Here is an 18,411-nt window from a genome sequence, read left to right as displayed (position 1 = left end):
GTTAAAAAATGATAAAATTTGATGAAAAAAAAATATTTGAAAGCACAGTCGGAGCCTTGAAGTTAAGAAGTAAAATAAATGAAGTTGTTGATGAAGTTTGGAAAAAAGGATTTAAAAACATTTGTTGGCTTGGCGTTGGTGGCACATATGCATCATCTCTTCAAGTAGAGATTCATATGAGAGAGAAATCAAGCCTAGATTTCTTTGTTGAAAATGCTTGTGAATATTATGTAACAGGAAATAAAAAAATTGTAGATGATACATTAGTTATTTTATCATCAGTTTCAGGAACAACTGACGATATGATTAAGGCTTTAGAAATTTTAAGAAAAAAAACAAAAGCTACAGTATTAGCATTTATTGATAAAGAAAATACACCAATGGAAAAATACGCTGATTATGTAATCTCATATCCTGAAAATGAACAACTTAAATTTTTTATGGTAGCTGATAGATTTATGAATTTAGAAGGTGTTTTTGAAGACTATGAAGAATACTACAAAGAACTAGAGGTAAATTTACCAAATGCTTTAGTAAAAACTGCGTATGAAGCAGAAGAATTTGGTAAAAATTTTGCTGAGCTTCATCACGAAGATTCAATTCATTATTTTGTAGGAGCAGGAAATATGTATGGAGCTACATATTCATATGCTATGTGTTATTGGGAAGAACAACATTGGCTAAGAACGAAATCTATTCATAGTGGTGAATTTTTCCATGGAATGTTAGAAATTATCGAAAAAGATACAAACGTTACAGTATATGTTGGAGAAGATTCACAAAGGCCTTTAAGTGATAGAGTTGCAAAATTCCTACCTAGAGTGACTTCGAGATATACTATAATAGATACTAAAGATTATTCACTACCGGGAATAAGTGAAAAATATAGAGGGGCAATTTCTCATTTAGTAATGAAAGTAATAAATTCTAGAATTGATGCCTATATAGAAAAAATTAACTGTCATCCAACTGAAATTAGAAGGTATTACAGACAATTAAATTATTAGTGGGGTATTAAAAATATCTGCTCTGGGTTATTTCCGGCAGATATTTTTTATGAAATATATAATATTAACTTTTTTGTAATAATTTAACTTATTTTTTTACCTTTTTGTAATTTTTGTAATCTTTTTGTGATATAATTAATTTTAAATAGTCGTATATTATGGAGAGAAAATTATGTCAGGTAGAAATAAATATATAAGATTAGCAGCGTATGTATTATCTGCGATTTTATTATTTGGTAATACAGCTATTAAATACGCATCTGAATTAAATCAAAAACTTGAAAGAGCAAAAAGTTCATTAAATAGTATTGATTCAGATATGAATAGTAGAGATGATAAAATAAATATCTATAGAAATGATATAAGCATTAATAAAAATAAAAAAAATTTGATTAACCAAGATTTAAATAAATTAAAAATTGAAAAAGCATCTTTGGAAAGTCAAGTTAATAATATAAATAGTAATATACGTAAAATATTGAATAAAATTTACGAAAATGAAATTCAGCTTATGGAAATAAAGCAACAAAAAGCTGAAAATGAAAAAGAGTTAAATAAAGTTAGATTTAAAATTGAGAAAAATACACAATTACTAAAAAAGAGATTAGAAATTATGTATAAAATGGGTGATGCTCAAAAAGTTGAAGTTTTACTTTCATCTGAAAATTTTAATGATTTTTTGTCAAGAAATAAGATGATGGCTGCTATTACTAAAAATGATAAGGAATTGATAGAATCGCTAAAAGGTGCTAAATTAAAATTGGATAAATTGACTACGGAATTAAATGGTCAAAAAAAGGTTTTAGAGATAACTAAAAAAAATTTAGAAAAAGAAAAAACTGAATTACATAAACAAAAAACTGAAAAAGGTAAATTATTAGATAAAATCAAGAAACAAGAAGGGCAGCATTTAGAAAAGATAAGTCAATTAGATTATTTTATAAATGATTATGAATCAAAAATAAACGAAAGGATATCTGAAAAGAAAACTCTTCAAAATAAAAAAGCTTCATTAGAATTAGAAATTTCAAATATTGAAAAACAAATTACTTTAGAAACAGAAGCTGCAAAACTTGCTGAATTAAGAGATAAAAAAGAAGAATTAGAAAATATTCAAACAAAATCAGACTCCAATAAAGTTGTAAAGAATGAAGTTAAATCATCTTTTACAAGTAGTTCTCCACTGGAATATACAATAAATGAATTTAAATGGCGTGGAGTAATTTATTGGGGTGGACATAAGTTTACTTATTACTCTGAAAGTGTTTTGCCGGGATATGGACTAAGTATACCTGGAAGACATATAAGTAAGTTGGGATATGTAACTGATAAAGATGGGTATATAGTTTTAGCATCAAATCCTAGTATAGCAATAGGTACAGTTATTGATACGCCTTTTGGAGCTAAAGGTAAAGTTTATGATAGATGTGAATCATGCACATTAGATTTGTTTGATGTATATATAAAATAATTTAGATTACTAAGTTATTTTCAAATATCCTTTAAGACGAAGTTAGTGCTTGTAAAGAATTAAAGTAATATATAGAGATTCTTTGTTAAGTACCCTAGGGGCACAAGTAGAGTTGGTGGAAATTAAAGTAATAAAATGAGAGAATTAGAGACTAAAATTTCTAATTCTTTTTTATTGTGTATTATTCTTTTAAATTTTTTGGTAACAATACTTATTGCATATATTTTTAATATCTTTCTAAGAAATAAAACTAAAATACTGAAAAAATAAAAAATAGTTTTATATTTTTCATTGTATTTTGGTAGAATAGAACCAAAAAATTGAAAAATAAATAAATGGTTTGATTCCGTTATCACCTCACCTTAAACATAAGCGGTAAGGGAAATACTTTATCATCAACACTACTTAGTGTAAAATATTTTAAGATTAAATAGATATATAGTAATTGGTATTTCCTAATTATACCTATTATAATATTAAATTTTTGAGTATATCTCATACTAAATTTTTATACTTCAAGATTATGTAAAATGAATGTTTTATGATATAATTAATTGTCATAGAATATGTATATCAGGGGTGTATATGAAAGATGTAACAATAAATGATTTATTAAATGGAAATTATAGATTTACAAAAACGGTTTTGCAATATATTTTAGATTATACATTAGCTGATATTTTTCAAAATAGATTTAACATTATAAGCGAAGAAAAATATCTGGAATTTATGAAAATACAGGAAAAATTGAATGATAAAATTCCGTTACAATATGCGATAGGAAAATGGAATTTTTACAGTAGAGATTTTATTGTAGATGAAAATGTTTTAATTCCTAGACCGGAGACAGAATTGTTGGTTGATGAAGTTTTAAAGGAAAATTTAGAAGGAAAATCAATTTTAGATATTGGTACGGGTAGTGGGGCGATAGCTATTTCAATTGATTTAGAGTCATCAAATTGTAATGTTTATGCATCTGATATTTCAGTTGATGCATTGGATGTTGCTAAGAAAAATGCGGCTAAGTTTAATTCAAATGTAAAATTTATAGAATCAGATTTATTTCAAAATATTGATGGTAAATTTGATATAATAGTTTCAAATCCACCATATTTGAGTGAAGAAGAATATGATAAAGTTGATGAAATAATATACTATGAGCCTAAAAATGCTTTTGTGGGCGGTGAAAAGGGATTTGAAATTTATGAAAAAATAATAAAGGATGCCTCAAAATATTTGAATGAAAATGGTAAAATATTTTTTGAAATTGGATATATGCAGGCTGAAATTGTAAGAGATTTGCTTTTGAATCATGGATATAATAATATTAAAATTAAGAAGGATTATGGGAATTTAGATAGGATAGTAATAGGTGAGTTATGTTTGAAAAATTAGAATTAACAAAAGAAAAATATTATCAGTTAGAGAAGAAATTGGCTACTCCGGAGCTATTAGCTAATATGGATGTATGGCAGAAAGTTAATAGAGAGTATGTTGACATCAAGCCTTTAGTTGAAGCATATGAAGAATATAGAAAAAATGAAAATCTTATTGAAGAAAATAAGGAAATGTTAAAAATGGCTGATGAGCAGGAAATGAAAGATTTACTAAATGAGGAAATTGTTGAAGCTAAAGAAAATTTAGTGAATTTAGAAGAAAAAATAACATTTTTACTTGTTCCAAAAGATCCAAATGACTATAAAAATGTATATGTAGAAATAAGATCTGGTGCAGGGGGAGATGAGGCTGGATTATTTGCTGGTGAATTGTATAGAATGTACCAAATGTATTCAAATAAACAAGGATATAAAATTGAAGTAGTTTCACTTTCAGAACAGGGAATTGGTGGAATTAAAGAAGTTATATTTATGGTTAAAGGAGAAGGAGCATATTCTAAATTAAAATATGAATCAGGAGTTCATAGAGTTCAAAGAGTACCTCAAACAGAAACGTCAGGACGTATTCATACTTCAACTGCGACAGTTGCTGTTTTACCTGAAGCTGAAAAAGTCGATGTTGAAATCAACGAAGCTACAGAATTAAGAATTGATTACTTTAGATCATCTGGTGCAGGCGGACAACATGTTAATACAACTGACTCTGCAGTACGTATAACTCACATTCCTTCAGGAATAGTAGTGTCTATGCAAGATGAAAAATCTCAACATAAAAATAGAGATAAAGCTATGAAGATTCTTTACCAAAAATTATACGAACACAAATTAGAGGAACAACAAAAAGAGCTTTCAGAAGATAGGAAATCTCAAGTAGGTACAGGAGATAGATCTGAAAAAATTAGAACATATAATTTCCCTCAAGGAAGAGTAACAGATCATAGAATAAATAAGACTATTTATCAACTTGATGCATTTTTAGATGGGAATATTGAAGAAATGATAGATGCTTTAATTTTAGAGGATCAAACAAAAAAATTAGCACTTTCTCAACAATAGGTAAAAATTAGATATGAAAAAAATATTTATTATATGCTTGTTAGTTTTTGTTCTTTTTGGGTGTTCTAGAAATTCAATTGTAAGTAAAAACGGAGATAGGTCAGCTGCCGAATATTTTAAGAAGTTTTATGTTCAAGATATCAATGGTGTAAAAGTTGACTTTATAAACTATGAAACATTTAATAAATTAAAAACTCAAACAAATAAATTTGTAATTGTATATTCTAGTTTGAAGTGTGAATATTGCAAAAAATTTGTGCAGGAATTATTTAAGCTTTTGAATGAACATAAGTTAGATCATATATATTTTATGAAATTTGACGAAATGTCGTATGATAATCAAAAAAAAGTTTCTAGTACATTTTCAGATAGTATAATTCCAACAGTTCAATTTTTTAATAGTGGAAATGTAACTGAATTTCAAGGTGAGTTCGATTTATTAAAACTTTCAAATATGGTTGATGAATTTAAGAAGGAGATTAAATAAAATGGATAATTCAAAAGATTTGTATCTTGATAATTCGTTAATTAGTTCATTTGTTGGTAATCCATTATTTAATGATATTTATTTAGAACATAATTCTTTACCGGAAATTGATTTTAACGAAATTAATACAGAGTCTGAAATATTTGGGAAAAAAATAGCATTTCCTTTAATAATTAATGCTATGGTAGGTGGATCCGAAAGAGGATTTGATGTAAATCAAACTTTATTTTCAATAGCTAAAGAATTTAATTTACCATTTTCTGTTGGTGCACAAGATGGCAATATTTATAATGAACAGTCAAAGCTATACATTGATGAAGTTGAACATGGACAAAGTTATCATGGAGTTGTTTTATCTAATTTAAGTGTAAAGTCTGATTTAGAAACTGTAAAAAAAGCAATGGAAGTAATTAATAGTGATGGCATATCATTATATTTAAATTCTGCTCAAGAAATAATAAGTTCTGAAGGTAAACCGGATTTTAAAAATATTTTAGATAATATTAGAAATCTTACTAAAGAGTATTCTTCAAAAATTATTATTAAAGAAAAGTGTCTGGGAATGTCAAAACAAACTGTTCAAAGTTTAGTTGATGCAGGAGTTAAATACATTGACATATCAGGCTATGGAGGTACTAATTTCATAGAAATGGAAAATCTTAGAAATTATCATGAGGATTTTTCTGATTTGTATGACTGGGGTATCCCTACTGCGAAATCAATTATAAATGCTAGAAGTTCAAGTGATACAGTAAAAATCATAGCTAGTGGTGGTATAAAAACAGGATTAGATGTAGTGAAATCATTGGTGATTGGTGCTGATTATGTTGGAATAAGTGGGGAATTATTAAAATATTTACTTCATGGCGGATATAATCAAGCTAAAAAATATTTAGAAGATTTAATATACAAGACAAAAGTTGTTATGTTTCTTTTAGGTGTCAAAAACATCAACGAATTAAAAAATGTAGAATATAAGATAACGGGAAGATTAAGAGAAATATTATGAAAGAATATAAACAAAAAATTGCTACTAAAGGACAATTAAAATTAATAATATTTACGGATTTATTGATCTTTATAGCTATAGGGGTTATTATCTATGAATCATATAAAAAAATAAATCATTTTACATCATATCTCTTATTGGGAAGTGTTTTTATTTTGATGGGAGTAAACCAGTACATTTATTATAAAAATAATGGTGGAATTAGATATGTAATTTTGACATCATTATATTCATTAATTGGATTAGCTATGATATTATTTAGACTTTTTATGTAGTGGTTTTAATTTTGGAATATAATAAATTTTATAATTTTTTGCTTGAAAAGTTAGAAATTTTTTTGTTGAAATATTAAATATATCTTTAAAAACATAAAAATTTTTGCAATTACCGTAAATATTAATAGCCAAATAAAAAAAGATTTAACTATTTTTATTAAATACAATTTTTAATAAAAATGTTAAATCTTTTAATGTTTGTTATTTACAAATTACATTAACACCTTTGACATTTAAGCCTAGCATTGTGTTAATTTGTTCTTTTAGTGCTTTTTGAACATTTTCTGATGTTTCATATATGTTTTTATTTTCTTTTACATGAATAGTTAATGCAATTTCAATGTTGTTATCACTTATAACTGCAACTATTCCTTCTTTTTTATTTTTTTCTAACTTTTTGTTTTTGTAGCCAGTTACATATTCTACATTTTCAACCTGTAATGCTGTTTCTGCAATAAGTTGATCAATAATGTCATTTGAAATCTTAACTGAGCCGTGTTTAAAATCGGTCATATTATCCTCCGTTTCTCTATAGGTATATTATAAATAATAAAAATGATTAATGCAAATATGTTTAATTGATTATTTTATGATATAATTTTTTATTATAGGTAGGAGTTAAAAAGATGAAAAGAAGATATATTTCAGGAATAGATTTCTTAAAAGCTATAGCGATAATATCAGTAGTTTTGTATCATATTAATAGTAAAATGTTTCCTGGTGGATTTATAGGAGTTGATCTGTTTTTTGTTATATCCGGATATTTACTTGCTAATTCATTAGTTAATAAAAATAAAGAAAAAAATGGAGTTCCATTTTTCTCAACTATTGCTTCAAGAGTTAGACAGCTTTGGCCTGGACTATTTATTATGGTATTTATAATTACCATTTTGATAACTATATTTAATAAGCCTGTTTTAAATGTATCTCATTTTGATCCGATAGCCGGCATGACTTTTACTAGTAATTGGTGGTTAATTATAAATAAAGTAGGATATTTCGATAATTTTGTTGCAAATCCATTTAAGCATCTATGGTATATAGGAGTTATGTTTCAATCGTTTTTACTTATCCTATTTTTATTTAAGGGATTTTATAATTTTAGAATTACAAAAAATATCAATTTATTTATAATTTTAATTTCTGTCATAGGGGTTTTGAGTTATTTTTTACAAAATTATTTATATACATTTAATAATATGAGTAGAGTATATTATGGCACGGATACTAGGATTTATGAAATTATAATTGGAGTTGTTGGATATTTCTTTTATCCTATTGAAAAATTAAATTCTAAAAATGGCTTAAATAGATTTGGAGTTTCAAATATAGTATCTATAGTTTCAACTGCTTTATATGTATATTTAATTTTTAATGTTTCAGAAGTATATCCATGGGTTTATAGAATTGGATTTTTGATTTTTGCATTAAATTCTTTTGTAATGGTAATTTCATTCGGCTCGATTACAAATATTATAAGTAAAATATTTTCATATATTCCACCTGTTATTGGTATAGGTAAAATGTCATATGGTATATATTTATGGCATTTTCCAATCATAATATTGACTCAAATGCATAATGAATTAGGTAATCCAAATCCTTGGTTTACAGCATTTAGGATTATAGTTACGTTATTAATCGCTTATGTAATTAATTTGAAAATAGAAAAGCCGATTTCAAGATATGGATTTATAAATTCATTTGAAAAAAAGGGATGGATTATGTTATCTAAAAGCATAGTATTTTATGTTTTTTTAGGAATGTTTGTTATAGGAGTTTCGGGAGTATCAGTTCCATATATTTCTACGATATTTATTGATGAAAGTAAAAATATAAAACTTGCTGATGAAATTAAGATGAATAATAACGTAGAAAAAAATAGAACAAAAAATAAGGAAGATAATAAAAATAAAGAAAATATAGATAAAAAGGAAAAATCAGAAATTCAAAAAAATAATAAGAATATAAAAATTAATTATAAAATTGTTTTAGTAGGAGATTCATTAGGAGTAAATGTAGGTTCAAGAATTAGTGATTTATACCCGAATTCAATAATTGATGCTAAAATTAGTAGACAATTATATAATTCATTACCGGTTTTTGAACAATATAAAAAATATGATTCAGAAAATACAGCATTAGTTGTAATGCTTGGAACAAATGGTTTTTTCTCAGAATCTGATTTAGATAATATAGTAAAATTGTATCCAAAGAGTAGAAAAGTATTTATTAATGTAAAAATGCCCTATAGTTGGGAAAAACAAGTTAATGAAACATATGCAAATTATGTAAAAAAACATCCGGATATAAAACTTGTAGATTGGTATTCTGTAGCATCTAAAAATCCGGATTATCTAGCATCAGATCAAACTCATTTAATGTATAATGGTGTTGATAAAATGGTGGAGTTAATTATTAAAGAGTTACAAAATTAGACTATACCTTGCTATAATAAAAAAATATGGTTTAAATTGAAAGAGGAGAAGATGTCAAATAGACAAATTTATATTGAAGCATATTCAAAATTTATATTTTATAAATATATTTATAAAATATTTTTAGAACAAAAATATATAGAGTATTTTTCTAAATATGATATAGAAAAAATGGAATTGATTTATCAAGCGATGATTTTAGATAAGGAGTTAGAAAATAAATTTATTTATGGGATTAATTCGGAATTTAATCATTTAAAATTTATGGGATTTTTAGCGAAAAATGAATATCTAAATTTAGAAAATAAAATTTTAAATATGAAAAATAAAAGCTTAAATTATAAAACAAATTTAAGATATGTTGAAAGAATATTGAATGATAAATTTATGGAAAATACTAAAATTTTAATTGATAAGTTTGATCCTTTTTTGAATGAAGGTGATAATATTGAAGTCGTTTGGAATACAATAATGTATTCATTAGATACTGGACAGATAGAAGTTATTTTTGATTCTTTACTAAAATTTAGTGAAATAGAAAATGTAAAACAAAAAAGAATTACTTCTGAAAAATTAAATGAAAAATTAGAAGAAATAGATAAAAAAATAGAAGCATTAAATGATATGTTTCCATTTAATGTTGAAAATAACATATTAAGTAAAAATGAAATTAATAAAAAGATTGAAGAAATAAAAACTGAAATAAAAAAATCAGATAAAGCATTAAAAAATATTACAAATATGTATTTATATGTTAATGAATATAACGGATTAGAAAACTAATCTGTTATATATTTTATCTTAAATCATACTAAAATAGTATACATTTATTTGAAGGGAGAAATGATGTTACAGATTAGAAATTTACATGCTAAAGTAAAGGATAAAGAAATATTAAATGGTATAAATTTAGAAATCAATGATGGGGAAGTACATGTTATCATGGGACCAAATGGATCCGGGAAGTCTACATTGACGAAAGTGATTATGGATCATCCTGATTATAAAATGACTGATGGACAAATAATATTTTGTGGAGAAGATATTTCGGATCTATCTACTGATAAAAGAGCAAAATTAGGTATGTTTTTAAGCTTTCAAAATCCAGAAGAAGTAGAAGGTATAAGCGTTGAAAATTTTATTAGAACTGCACAGATTAATCTAACAGGAGAAAAATCTAAACTGTTAATGTTTAGAAGAGAACTAAAAAAACAATTACAAGAATTGGGGTTTGATAAAAGTTATGCTGAAAGATATTTAAATGTAGGTTTTTCCGGTGGGGAAAAGAAGAAAAATGAAATTTTACAAATGAAAATATTAAAACCTAAGTTTATAATGCTTGATGAAACTGATTCTGGGCTTGATATTGATGCTACTAAAATAGTATCAAAGGAAGTAAATTCATTTTTAACTGAGGAAAAATCTGCACTTATAATTACACATCATAGTTCAATTTTGGAAAATATCAAACCTGATAAAGTTCATGTAATGATTAACGGTAAAATTGTAAAAACTGGAGATGCTTCATTAATAAATGAAATTGAATTAAATGGATATCAACAATTTAGAGATGAGGTAAATAATGACTAAAAAATCAAAAATTGACGATATCGATAGAGGAAAATTTGATAAAAAAAATGAATTTGAATACTCTAAAATTTCAGAAAAAGGTTTGAATGAAGATATTGTAAAGTTTATTTCAGCTGAAAAAAATGAGCCGGATTGGATGCTTGAAAAAAGGTTAGAAGGAATGAGACTTTTTTTTGAGCAAGAAAATCCTATATGGGGGCCTGATTTATCAGAAGTTGATATAAATGAAATAACATTATATGTTAAGCCAAAATCTGGTGAAACAAATGTGTGGGATAATTTACCGGATGATATTAAACAAACATTTTATGATTTAGGGATACCCCAAGCTGAGATAAATTCCCTTGCCGGGGTAAGCGCACAATATGATTCGGAAATGGTTTATCATAATGTTAAAAATTATTTGACTGATTTGGGTGTTATTTATATAAATATGGAAGAAGCTGTACAAAAATATGCACCACTTTTGAAAAAATGGTTTGGGAAGGCAGTTGAACCTGATTTACACAAATATGCAGCACTACACTATGCTGTGTGGTCCGGAGGATCATTTGTTTATGTGCCTAAAGGACAATATGTAGATATCCCTATTCAATCATATTTTAGATTAAATGCTCCCGGAGCAGGACAATTTGAACATACATTTATTTATGTGGATGAAGGATCATATGTTCATTATATAGAAGGATGTTCCGCACCAAAATACAATGTAATAAACGTACATGCAGGAGCGGTTGAACTATTTGTAAGAGAAGGTGCTAAGTTAAGATATTCAACTATAGAAAATTGGTCCAGAAATATGTACAACTTAAATACTAAAAGAGGAATAGTTTGGGAAAATGCTCATTTAGAATGGGTTTCAGGATCTTTTGGGTCAAGAGTTTCAATGCTTTATCCTGCATCAATTTTAATTGGGAAAAATGCAAAATCAGACTATACTGGAATTTCATTTGCAAATTCAGGTCAAATTCTTGATACTGGAGCTAAAGTAGTTCATGCTGCACCAAATACATATTCTACAGTTAATTCAAGATCTATTTCAAAAAGTGGAGGACAAGCTATATATAGAGGACTTGTTCATTTTAATGAAAATGCCAAAGGCTCAAAATCCAATGTGAATTGTGAATCTTTGATGATTGATAATAAATCTGTATCAGATACAATTCCTGTAATGATTATTGAAAATGATGATGTTGATTTAGGGCATGAAGCAAAAATTGGTAGAATAGATGATTCTAAGATTTTTTATTTAATGAGTAGGGGTTTAAGTGAGGAAGATGCAAAAGCAATGCTTGTAAGGGGATTTGCTGAGCCTATAGCAAAAGAATTGCCAATGGAATATGCTGTAGAAATGAATAATTTAATTAATTTAGAATTAATAGGATCAATAGGTTAGGAGGAATTAATGAGAACAGAAGTTAATATAATTCCGGAAATTACCTGGAGATTTACAGAAGCAAATAGTAGAATTATAGATTTAAATGAAGTTGAATATAAACAATATTCTGATTCTGCAAATGAAAAAATTTCTGATGAATTTAACAAAATATTTGTAAATAAAAAATATGGTGTTTCAAGAGAAGTTTTAGAATTAAATCAAAAGTTAAAAAATTATGAAAAATTTTATGTTTTAGATGAAAATACTTGTTTAGAAGAAAATTTTTATTTTGACGAAAATAATAATTTTTTGTCTGATCAACATGGAATTTTTGCTAAAGAAAATACTGACTCAACATTAATTTTTGATTATAAATCGAGTGAAGATGTCGAAACATTTAAAAATTCCGTATTTAAGATAAAAGCTGAAAAAAATTCAAACTTAAAGATAGTTATAATTCAAAGATTATCAAATTTTTCAAAGAGTTTTTTATCAATTGTTTCAGATATTGATGAGGGGGCAAATGTTCATTTGGTTCATATTGAATTAGGGGCAAAAGAATCATATGCAAATTATAGAGCAATATTAGGAAGTGAGAAGGCGCATGCTGATATAAAAACAGCATATTTTGTAAATGAAGATAGATATTTGGATTTAGGCTATGAAATTACACATTTGGGTAGAAAAACTACATCGGATATGGTTATAAATGGGGTATTGAAGGACTTTGCAAAGAAAAGATTTGCTGGAACTTTGGATTTCAAAAAAGGTTGTACATTAGCACAAGGTAATGAAGAAGAATTTGTAACATTACTGGATCCAACAGTAAAAAATTGGGCTATACCATTATTACTTGCAAGAGAAGATGATATAGTAGGTAATCATGCTGCTTCAGCAGGAAGAATTGACAAGGATATGTTATTTTATATCACATCCAGAGGATTTGATTCCGAAGCAGCAAAGAGGATAATAATTGAATCAAAATTGAAACCTATTTTTGATTTAATTGGCAATGAAAAAATTTCTGAAGAATTATTGGAAGAATTAAGAAAAGGGATAAACTAATGAAAACTTCAAAAGTAAAAAATTTATTTCCATTTTTTACAAATGAATATAACAAACCGCTTGTATATTTAGATAGTGCAGCCACTACGCAAAAGCCCAAAATTGTAATAGATTCATTAAAAGAATATTATGAAATTTATAATGCAAATGCAAATCGTGGGGCATACAAATCTGCCATTAAATCATCTCAAATTTTGGAGTACACTAGAGAAATAGTACAAAAATACATCAATGCTTCAAAATCAGAAGAAGTAATATTTACTAAAAGTGCTACAGAAGGATTAAACCTAATTTCTAAATCTTATGGGTTAAATAATTTAAAACCGGGAGATGAAATCTTAATTTCAATTGCAGAACATCATGCAAATTTAATAACATGGCAAAAAGTTGCGAAAAAAACAGGTGCAAAGCTAGTTTATTTTTATCTAACAGATAATTATGAACTTGATATTGAAGATTTTAAAATGAAAATAAATGAAAATACAAAAATTGTTTCAGTAACTGCTGCATCAAATGTAATTCCTTTTAAGGTTCCAATCAAAGAAATCATTGACATTGCACATGAAAAAGGTGCAATAGTTGTGATTGATGCTGCACAAATAGTTTCGCATTCAAAAATTGATGTACAAGCATTAAATTGCGATTTTTTAGTTTTTTCAGGTCATAAAATGTATTCTGCTCAAGGAGTTGGAGTTGTATATGGTAAATATGATTTGTTAAAATCAATGGAACCATTTTTATTAGGTGGAGATATGATTGAGTATGTTTATGAACAAGATGTATTATATGCAGATTTACCGACTAAATTTGAAGCTGGTACACTTGATGTTGCAGCTATTTATTCATTGAATAAAGCTATTGATTTTATTGATTTAGTAGGAATGGAAACTATAAATGCAATTGAAAATGAAATTTTCAATTATGCACTTGAAGAGCTTAAAAAATTAGATTTTATTGAGTTGTATTTACCTGAAAAAACTAAAAATGGAAATTTAATAGCCTTTAATGTCAAAAATATTCATCCTCATGATGTGTCTCAAATTTTAGATTTTTATAATATTGCTATAAGGGTGGGGCATCACTGTGCACAACCACTTCATAGATATTTAGGTATAAATTCATCCTGTAGAATATCTTTTGCGTGTTATAATAGTACTGAGGATATTGATAAATTTATTCAAGGATTATATAGAGTTAAGGAAATATTTTATGGAAATTAATCAAATATATACAGAGTTGATAAGAGAACATAGTGTTGAGAGTGAGCATAAAAAAGCTCTTGAAGATAAAACGGATTCGAAACTTGGGGTAAATCCATCTTGTGGTGATGAGATAACATTAAATTTAAAAATAAAAGATAGAATAATAGAGGATGCTTCTTATGAAGGTATAGGTTGTGCTATTTCTCAGGCTTCTACTTCTATGATGATTGATGCAATCAAGGGTAAAACTATAGAGGAAGCTAGAGATGTTGTAAATACATTTTTAAATATGATAAAATCTTCTGTAGAAATAAGTGATTCAGATTTTGAAAAATTAGGAGATGCTGTAGCTTTACAAGGAATAAATAAATTGCCGGCAAGAGTTAAATGTGCTGTTTTAGCATGGAGAACTTTAGAACAAATAATTGAAAATCAATAAAAATAAAAGTTTGCTACGCTACCTTCGCAGCTCCATTTCATGGGGCGTGGGGCAGTGTTGTTAGCAAACTTTTATTTTTATCTTTTTTGGAAAACGAAGTGATTATTAATTAATTTTAATAATTGCTTTTTTATTGCTTAAGTTTTAACAAATAAACCGCTTTCAACCATTTTTTTTATAAAAATACAATCGTGTAAAATGCTAACATTTTCATATACTTTATTTTATTAAAATTAAAAAAGATTATGTTTTTGTTGATAGATTAAAATAAACAAGTTATTCTAAAAAAGAAAAATATATTAGGAGGCAGGAATGAAAAAGTTTACAAGAAGAATAGTGAGTTTGTTGCTAGTATTAACATTTATATTAGGAATTATACCTTTTAATATTTCTAAAGCAGCAACAGATGAGAATAAAAGTGAGCCGTTACTATTTGGATATTATAGAGTATGGCATGATATAAAGAATGGTAAGACTTTAGAAGGTCGTGGACCAGAAAATGGAGATCCTAAAGGTATCCAAAGAATGAGTGATTTACCTGAGGAATTGGATGTAGTATTCCTTTTTGTAGCACATATTGATGATGGGCTAGGATTTAGAAAAAATCCATTTTGGAATAAATTGCCAGATTATGTAAATGATTTACATAAAAAAAATACAAAAATTGTGAGAACTATAGATATTGGATTAGTTACAAATGAAATTTCAATACCTAGAGATGATTATAATGAAAAAATAAATAAATTTAGAAGTTTTCCTAATAATCCTAGTGGACATAAAGCTCTTGCGGATTTAATTTATTATGAGTATGTTAAAAGAGATGGGCTTGATGGGCTTGATATAGATATGGAATCATCATATTTAAGTCCTGAAAAAATGAATATGTCTATAGGGGTAATTAATGAATTATATAAATTACTTAAGAAAGATAACAAACTATTTATTTTTGACACAGATAAATATGGTAATACAGAAATTTTTCAACATACAGCAAATAAATATGATTATGTATTATATCAATCATACAGAGAAGAAAATTTAGATGATGTTTTTAATACATTTAAATCAAAAATTCCAGCTTCAAAATTTGTTCCAGGATTTTCATTCTACGAAGAAGGAACAAATATGACAGGAAATTATTGGAGAAATTTGACGGATAAATCAAATTGGCGTAATCAAAGAACATATCCGGAAGTTCCTTTAGAAAAAACTTTCGCATATAAGTGTGCAATGTGGCAACCTAGAAATAAAGCTGATGGTTTGAAAGGCGGAGTATTTGCATTCGCTGTAGAAAGATCTGGGATTAAAGATGGAGATAATACCTATAAATTAGCGAATTATGATGTTTTAAAGAAAATTGATGGTTACTTACATCAAAGTCATAAGTAAAATTGAAATAAACAATTAAAAATTCATTTTATATTTGAAATATATTTAAGGAGGTAAATATGAAAAAAATTACAAAAAATTTAGTTTGCTTGTCTCTAGCAACAATTTTAGCTTTGGGGATTAATCAAATCCAAAATGTTGTTAGGGCTGAGGGGAGAGAAACATTATCTGTAAAAAAAGATATCATTGATAGAAAAAATTTAATACCATTTGCAAGATGGTCAAGTGGAGCGGATCCCATTAATAAAATTAATGATGATATAATAGAATTTAGAAATCAACCTGCAAATAGATGGACAGATTGGAAGCCTGATAATAAACTAAAAGAAAATTGGGTAGGATATGTATTTGGAACATCTGTTGATGTAAGAGAAGCAATAGTTTCAGGGGTGAAAATTGACTTCTATAAAGACGGAGGAGTGTATTTACCTAAAAATTATAAAATTCAATACTTTAAGGGAAACTTAACAAAAGATAATCTTCCAGAAAAGTATGGATTTGCGGAAAAAACAATTTTGGATGATGATAATAATTGGGAAGATGTAGTTTTAGAAAAATATGTGGAACCTGTTCAATCGGGGACAACAAATGTGAAATTTAAACCAGTTACTACTAAAGCTATAAGAATTTTTATGACTGCAAATACAATGTCTTTAGGTCTTACGGAATTAAAGGTAGAAGGTAAGTTGGTAAATGAAGAAAATATAGATTATGGATTTAGTGATGAAAAAGTAAGAGATGAAATTAATAAGCTGGATAAACTTGGAGATAGTGCTAAGGATTTTACAGATAAAATTGGTTCTCAAACAAATAATTCTTTATTGGAAGCAGCGAAAAAAGCAAATGAATACATGAAAGAATTAGAAAATTTACCACTTCCTAAAAAACCAGTATTTTCAAAATTAAAAGCACCTATTTATGGTGGTTGGTTTAGAACATGGCATGATCAAAATTCTGAACCATTAGAAGATAGACCAAATTACTTTGGAGATATTCCAAAAGAAGTAGATTTAGCATTTGTATTTCATGATTGGACAAAACCATATAGTGAATTTTGGAAAAAACTTGCTTTAGAATATGTTCCAAAAATGAATGCTAGAGGACAAAGAGTAATCCGTACGATTGGTATTAAGACTATATATAGTGATATGAAAGATGAAAAAGGAAATTCTTTCCCAAATACAAGCGAGGGGAATAAAGCTAAAGCTAAATATATAGTAGATACCATAGTTAATAGATATGGATTAGATGGTATAGATATTGATATTGAATACCATGATAGTAGATATTATAGTGGTAAAGAAAATCAGGGTATAGAAATCATGAAAGAAATATCAAGGATACTAAAAGAGCAGGGTAAAATCTTTATGATTGACACAAATATGTCTGGTGAAGAAGAAATCTTAAAAGGGACTTATGATTTTAGTGATTATGTGCTATTACAGGCATATGGAAGATATTCTGATAGTCGTTTGAATAGAAGATGGGAAGGATTCAAGCCGTATATTAAGCCTGAAAAGTTTATTTTAGGATTCTCATTTTATGAAGAAAGAGATAGAAATGGCTGGAATGATATTTCTGATAGAGTAGAAGGTTCAGCAGCGGAAAGATACGCTAAATGGCAACCAGATAATGGTAAAAATGGTAAAAAAGCTGGTATAATAGGCTATGCTATTGACAGAGACGGTGTTGCATTTAGAGATGATAATATTTATACAACAAAATATGAATTATCAAAACAACTAAAGAGAGTTATGGAATATTCTGATGTTGAAGATGAAATAAAAGAAATCCAATCTTTAAAAAATTTGTCAAAAGAAGAAATTAATAAGTATGTTGATAGATTAAATAATGGTTTGAAAAATGGTGAAAAATTATTACCATATGAAATAGTTAATTTAGCTAAAAAAGCAGCGTTAAATAAAGAAAAAAACACAAAAAAGATAAATCCTAAATATGAAGTTGAAGTTTCTAATAAGAAAAAAAATGATAAATTGGATAAAAAGGTTATTAAATTAGAAAACAACATTAATAAAAATGGTGGTAATCCAAAAACATCTGATTCTGGTATTTTATTGTATGTAGCAGTGACAGCAATTTCAATAATTGGATTATCAGTTGTAAGAAAAAAGAATGATTAGACGTTTATTTTCTGATGAAATTTATTATTTTAAGATTATAATGTGATGTTACAAAATAGATAATAGA

Annotated in this window: 17 protein-coding genes; 16 read left to right on the top strand and 1 reads right to left on the bottom strand. The window is 26.7% G+C overall.

Features of this window, described 5'->3' with window-relative positions; all coding sequences use genetic code 11:
* Nucleotides 1–8 precede the first annotated feature (8 nt).
* The 7 genes from ABGF45_RS06865 (at nucleotide 9) to ABGF45_RS06835 (ending at nucleotide 6,702) form a co-directional block, all read left to right on the top strand.
* Complete coding sequence (locus tag ABGF45_RS06865; protein WP_408111937.1) at nucleotides 9–1,007, top strand: SIS domain-containing protein; 999 nt, start codon at nucleotides 9–11, stop codon at nucleotides 1,005–1,007.
* 172 nt (nucleotides 1,008–1,179) lie between these two features.
* The gene (locus tag ABGF45_RS06860; protein ID WP_408111938.1) at nucleotides 1,180–2,478 is read left to right on the top strand and encodes a coiled-coil domain-containing protein; all 1,299 of its coding nucleotides are present in this window, start codon (nucleotides 1,180–1,182) and stop codon (nucleotides 2,476–2,478) included.
* A gap of 585 nt (nucleotides 2,479–3,063) precedes the next feature.
* Nucleotides 3,064–3,873 (top strand): peptide chain release factor N(5)-glutamine methyltransferase, encoded by an 810-nt coding sequence (gene prmC / locus ABGF45_RS06855; RefSeq protein WP_167554093.1) that lies wholly within the window; start codon nucleotides 3,064–3,066, stop codon nucleotides 3,871–3,873.
* On the top strand, nucleotides 3,858–4,931 hold the full coding sequence (gene prfA / locus ABGF45_RS06850) for a peptide chain release factor 1 (protein WP_134710241.1): 1,074 nt from the start codon (nucleotides 3,858–3,860) through the stop codon (nucleotides 4,929–4,931). Before prmC ends, prfA begins: the two co-directional genes overlap by 16 nt.
* A gap of 13 nt (nucleotides 4,932–4,944) precedes the next feature.
* The gene (locus ABGF45_RS06845) at nucleotides 4,945–5,418 is read left to right on the top strand and encodes a thioredoxin domain-containing protein (RefSeq protein ID WP_134710243.1); all 474 of its coding nucleotides are present in this window, start codon (nucleotides 4,945–4,947) and stop codon (nucleotides 5,416–5,418) included.
* A gap of 1 nt (nucleotide 5,419) precedes the next feature.
* A complete protein-coding gene (gene fni, locus ABGF45_RS06840; protein WP_134710245.1) occupies nucleotides 5,420–6,427 on the top strand; it encodes a type 2 isopentenyl-diphosphate Delta-isomerase in 1,008 nt (335 codons plus the stop codon).
* Nucleotides 6,424–6,702 (top strand): hypothetical protein, encoded by a 279-nt coding sequence (locus ABGF45_RS06835; RefSeq protein ID WP_134710249.1) that lies wholly within the window; start codon nucleotides 6,424–6,426, stop codon nucleotides 6,700–6,702. Before fni ends, ABGF45_RS06835 begins: the two co-directional genes overlap by 4 nt.
* Before the next feature lie 201 nt (nucleotides 6,703–6,903).
* On the opposite strand, the gene ABGF45_RS06830 is transcribed toward ABGF45_RS06835, so the two are convergent.
* A complete protein-coding gene (locus tag ABGF45_RS06830) occupies nucleotides 6,904–7,215 on the bottom strand; it encodes an Asp23/Gls24 family envelope stress response protein (protein ID WP_134710251.1) in 312 nt (103 codons plus the stop codon).
* A 113-nt stretch (nucleotides 7,216–7,328) separates the two neighbouring features.
* Between ABGF45_RS06830 and ABGF45_RS06825 the strand changes: the two genes are divergently transcribed.
* The 9 genes from ABGF45_RS06825 (at nucleotide 7,329) to ABGF45_RS06785 (ending at nucleotide 18,344) form a co-directional block, all read left to right on the top strand.
* Nucleotides 7,329–9,140, top strand: coding sequence for an acyltransferase family protein (locus tag ABGF45_RS06825; RefSeq protein ID WP_134744127.1), 1,812 nt, complete (start codon nucleotides 7,329–7,331; stop codon nucleotides 9,138–9,140).
* Nucleotides 9,141–9,191: 51 nt separating this feature from the next.
* A complete protein-coding gene (locus tag ABGF45_RS06820; protein ID WP_134710255.1) occupies nucleotides 9,192–9,923 on the top strand; it encodes a hypothetical protein in 732 nt (243 codons plus the stop codon).
* A gap of 63 nt (nucleotides 9,924–9,986) precedes the next feature.
* On the top strand, nucleotides 9,987–10,730 hold the full coding sequence (gene sufC, locus ABGF45_RS06815; RefSeq protein WP_134710256.1) for a Fe-S cluster assembly ATPase SufC: 744 nt from the start codon (nucleotides 9,987–9,989) through the stop codon (nucleotides 10,728–10,730).
* Nucleotides 10,723–12,126, top strand: a complete 1,404-nt coding sequence (sufB, locus tag ABGF45_RS06810; RefSeq protein ID WP_408112692.1) for a Fe-S cluster assembly protein SufB — start codon at nucleotides 10,723–10,725, stop codon at nucleotides 12,124–12,126. Before sufC ends, sufB begins: the two co-directional genes overlap by 8 nt.
* A 9-nt stretch (nucleotides 12,127–12,135) precedes the next feature.
* Nucleotides 12,136–13,173, top strand: a complete 1,038-nt coding sequence (locus ABGF45_RS06805) for a SufD family Fe-S cluster assembly protein (protein ID WP_134710259.1) — start codon at nucleotides 12,136–12,138, stop codon at nucleotides 13,171–13,173.
* On the top strand, nucleotides 13,173–14,393 hold the full coding sequence (locus ABGF45_RS06800) for an aminotransferase class V-fold PLP-dependent enzyme (protein ID WP_408112691.1): 1,221 nt from the start codon (nucleotides 13,173–13,175) through the stop codon (nucleotides 14,391–14,393). The genes ABGF45_RS06805 and ABGF45_RS06800 overlap by 1 nt, the downstream gene beginning before the upstream one ends.
* Nucleotides 14,383–14,814, top strand: a complete 432-nt coding sequence (gene sufU / locus ABGF45_RS06795; RefSeq protein ID WP_134744125.1) for a Fe-S cluster assembly sulfur transfer protein SufU — start codon at nucleotides 14,383–14,385, stop codon at nucleotides 14,812–14,814. Before ABGF45_RS06800 ends, sufU begins: the two co-directional genes overlap by 11 nt.
* 312 nt (nucleotides 14,815–15,126) lie before the next feature.
* Complete coding sequence (locus tag ABGF45_RS06790; RefSeq protein ID WP_134744124.1) at nucleotides 15,127–16,203, top strand: hypothetical protein; 1,077 nt, start codon at nucleotides 15,127–15,129, stop codon at nucleotides 16,201–16,203.
* A 59-nt stretch (nucleotides 16,204–16,262) separates the two neighbouring features.
* Complete coding sequence (locus tag ABGF45_RS06785; protein WP_134744123.1) at nucleotides 16,263–18,344, top strand: glycosyl hydrolase family 18 protein; 2,082 nt, start codon at nucleotides 16,263–16,265, stop codon at nucleotides 18,342–18,344.
* Nucleotides 18,345–18,411 lie beyond the last annotated feature (67 nt).

Origin of the sequence: Helcococcus sp. KG196 (assembly GCF_046035495.1) — a bacterium.
Lineage (GTDB): Bacteria > Bacillota > Clostridia > Tissierellales > Peptoniphilaceae > Helcococcus > Helcococcus ovis.
The sequence above is the reverse complement of the archived record's forward strand: the minus strand, read 5'-3'. Positions and strand labels throughout refer to the sequence as shown.

Excerpts from the sequence above, each read along its gene's own strand:
- ABGF45_RS06865 (WP_408111937.1), top strand. The coding sequence starts at position 9 with ATGATAAAATTTGATGAAAAAAAAATATTTGAAAGCACAGTCGGAGCC.
- ABGF45_RS06860 (WP_408111938.1), top strand. The coding sequence starts at position 1,180 with ATGTCAGGTAGAAATAAATATATAAGATTAGCAGCGTATGTATTATCT.
- prmC (WP_167554093.1), top strand. The coding sequence starts at position 3,064 with ATGAAAGATGTAACAATAAATGATTTATTAAATGGAAATTATAGATTT.
- prfA (WP_134710241.1), top strand. The coding sequence starts at position 3,858 with ATGTTTGAAAAATTAGAATTAACAAAAGAAAAATATTATCAGTTAGAG.
- ABGF45_RS06845 (WP_134710243.1), top strand. The coding sequence starts at position 4,945 with ATGAAAAAAATATTTATTATATGCTTGTTAGTTTTTGTTCTTTTTGGG.
- fni (WP_134710245.1), top strand. The coding sequence starts at position 5,420 with ATGGATAATTCAAAAGATTTGTATCTTGATAATTCGTTAATTAGTTCA.
- ABGF45_RS06835 (WP_134710249.1), top strand. The coding sequence starts at position 6,424 with ATGAAAGAATATAAACAAAAAATTGCTACTAAAGGACAATTAAAATTA.
- ABGF45_RS06830 (WP_134710251.1), bottom strand. The coding sequence starts at position 7,215 with ATGACCGATTTTAAACACGGCTCAGTTAAGATTTCAAATGACATTATT.
- ABGF45_RS06825 (WP_134744127.1), top strand. The coding sequence starts at position 7,329 with ATGAAAAGAAGATATATTTCAGGAATAGATTTCTTAAAAGCTATAGCG.
- ABGF45_RS06820 (WP_134710255.1), top strand. The coding sequence starts at position 9,192 with ATGTCAAATAGACAAATTTATATTGAAGCATATTCAAAATTTATATTT.
- sufC (WP_134710256.1), top strand. The coding sequence starts at position 9,987 with ATGTTACAGATTAGAAATTTACATGCTAAAGTAAAGGATAAAGAAATA.
- sufB (WP_408112692.1), top strand. The coding sequence starts at position 10,723 with ATGACTAAAAAATCAAAAATTGACGATATCGATAGAGGAAAATTTGAT.
- ABGF45_RS06805 (WP_134710259.1), top strand. The coding sequence starts at position 12,136 with ATGAGAACAGAAGTTAATATAATTCCGGAAATTACCTGGAGATTTACA.
- ABGF45_RS06800 (WP_408112691.1), top strand. The coding sequence starts at position 13,173 with ATGAAAACTTCAAAAGTAAAAAATTTATTTCCATTTTTTACAAATGAA.
- sufU (WP_134744125.1), top strand. The coding sequence starts at position 14,383 with ATGGAAATTAATCAAATATATACAGAGTTGATAAGAGAACATAGTGTT.
- ABGF45_RS06790 (WP_134744124.1), top strand. The coding sequence starts at position 15,127 with ATGAAAAAGTTTACAAGAAGAATAGTGAGTTTGTTGCTAGTATTAACA.
- ABGF45_RS06785 (WP_134744123.1), top strand. The coding sequence starts at position 16,263 with ATGAAAAAAATTACAAAAAATTTAGTTTGCTTGTCTCTAGCAACAATT.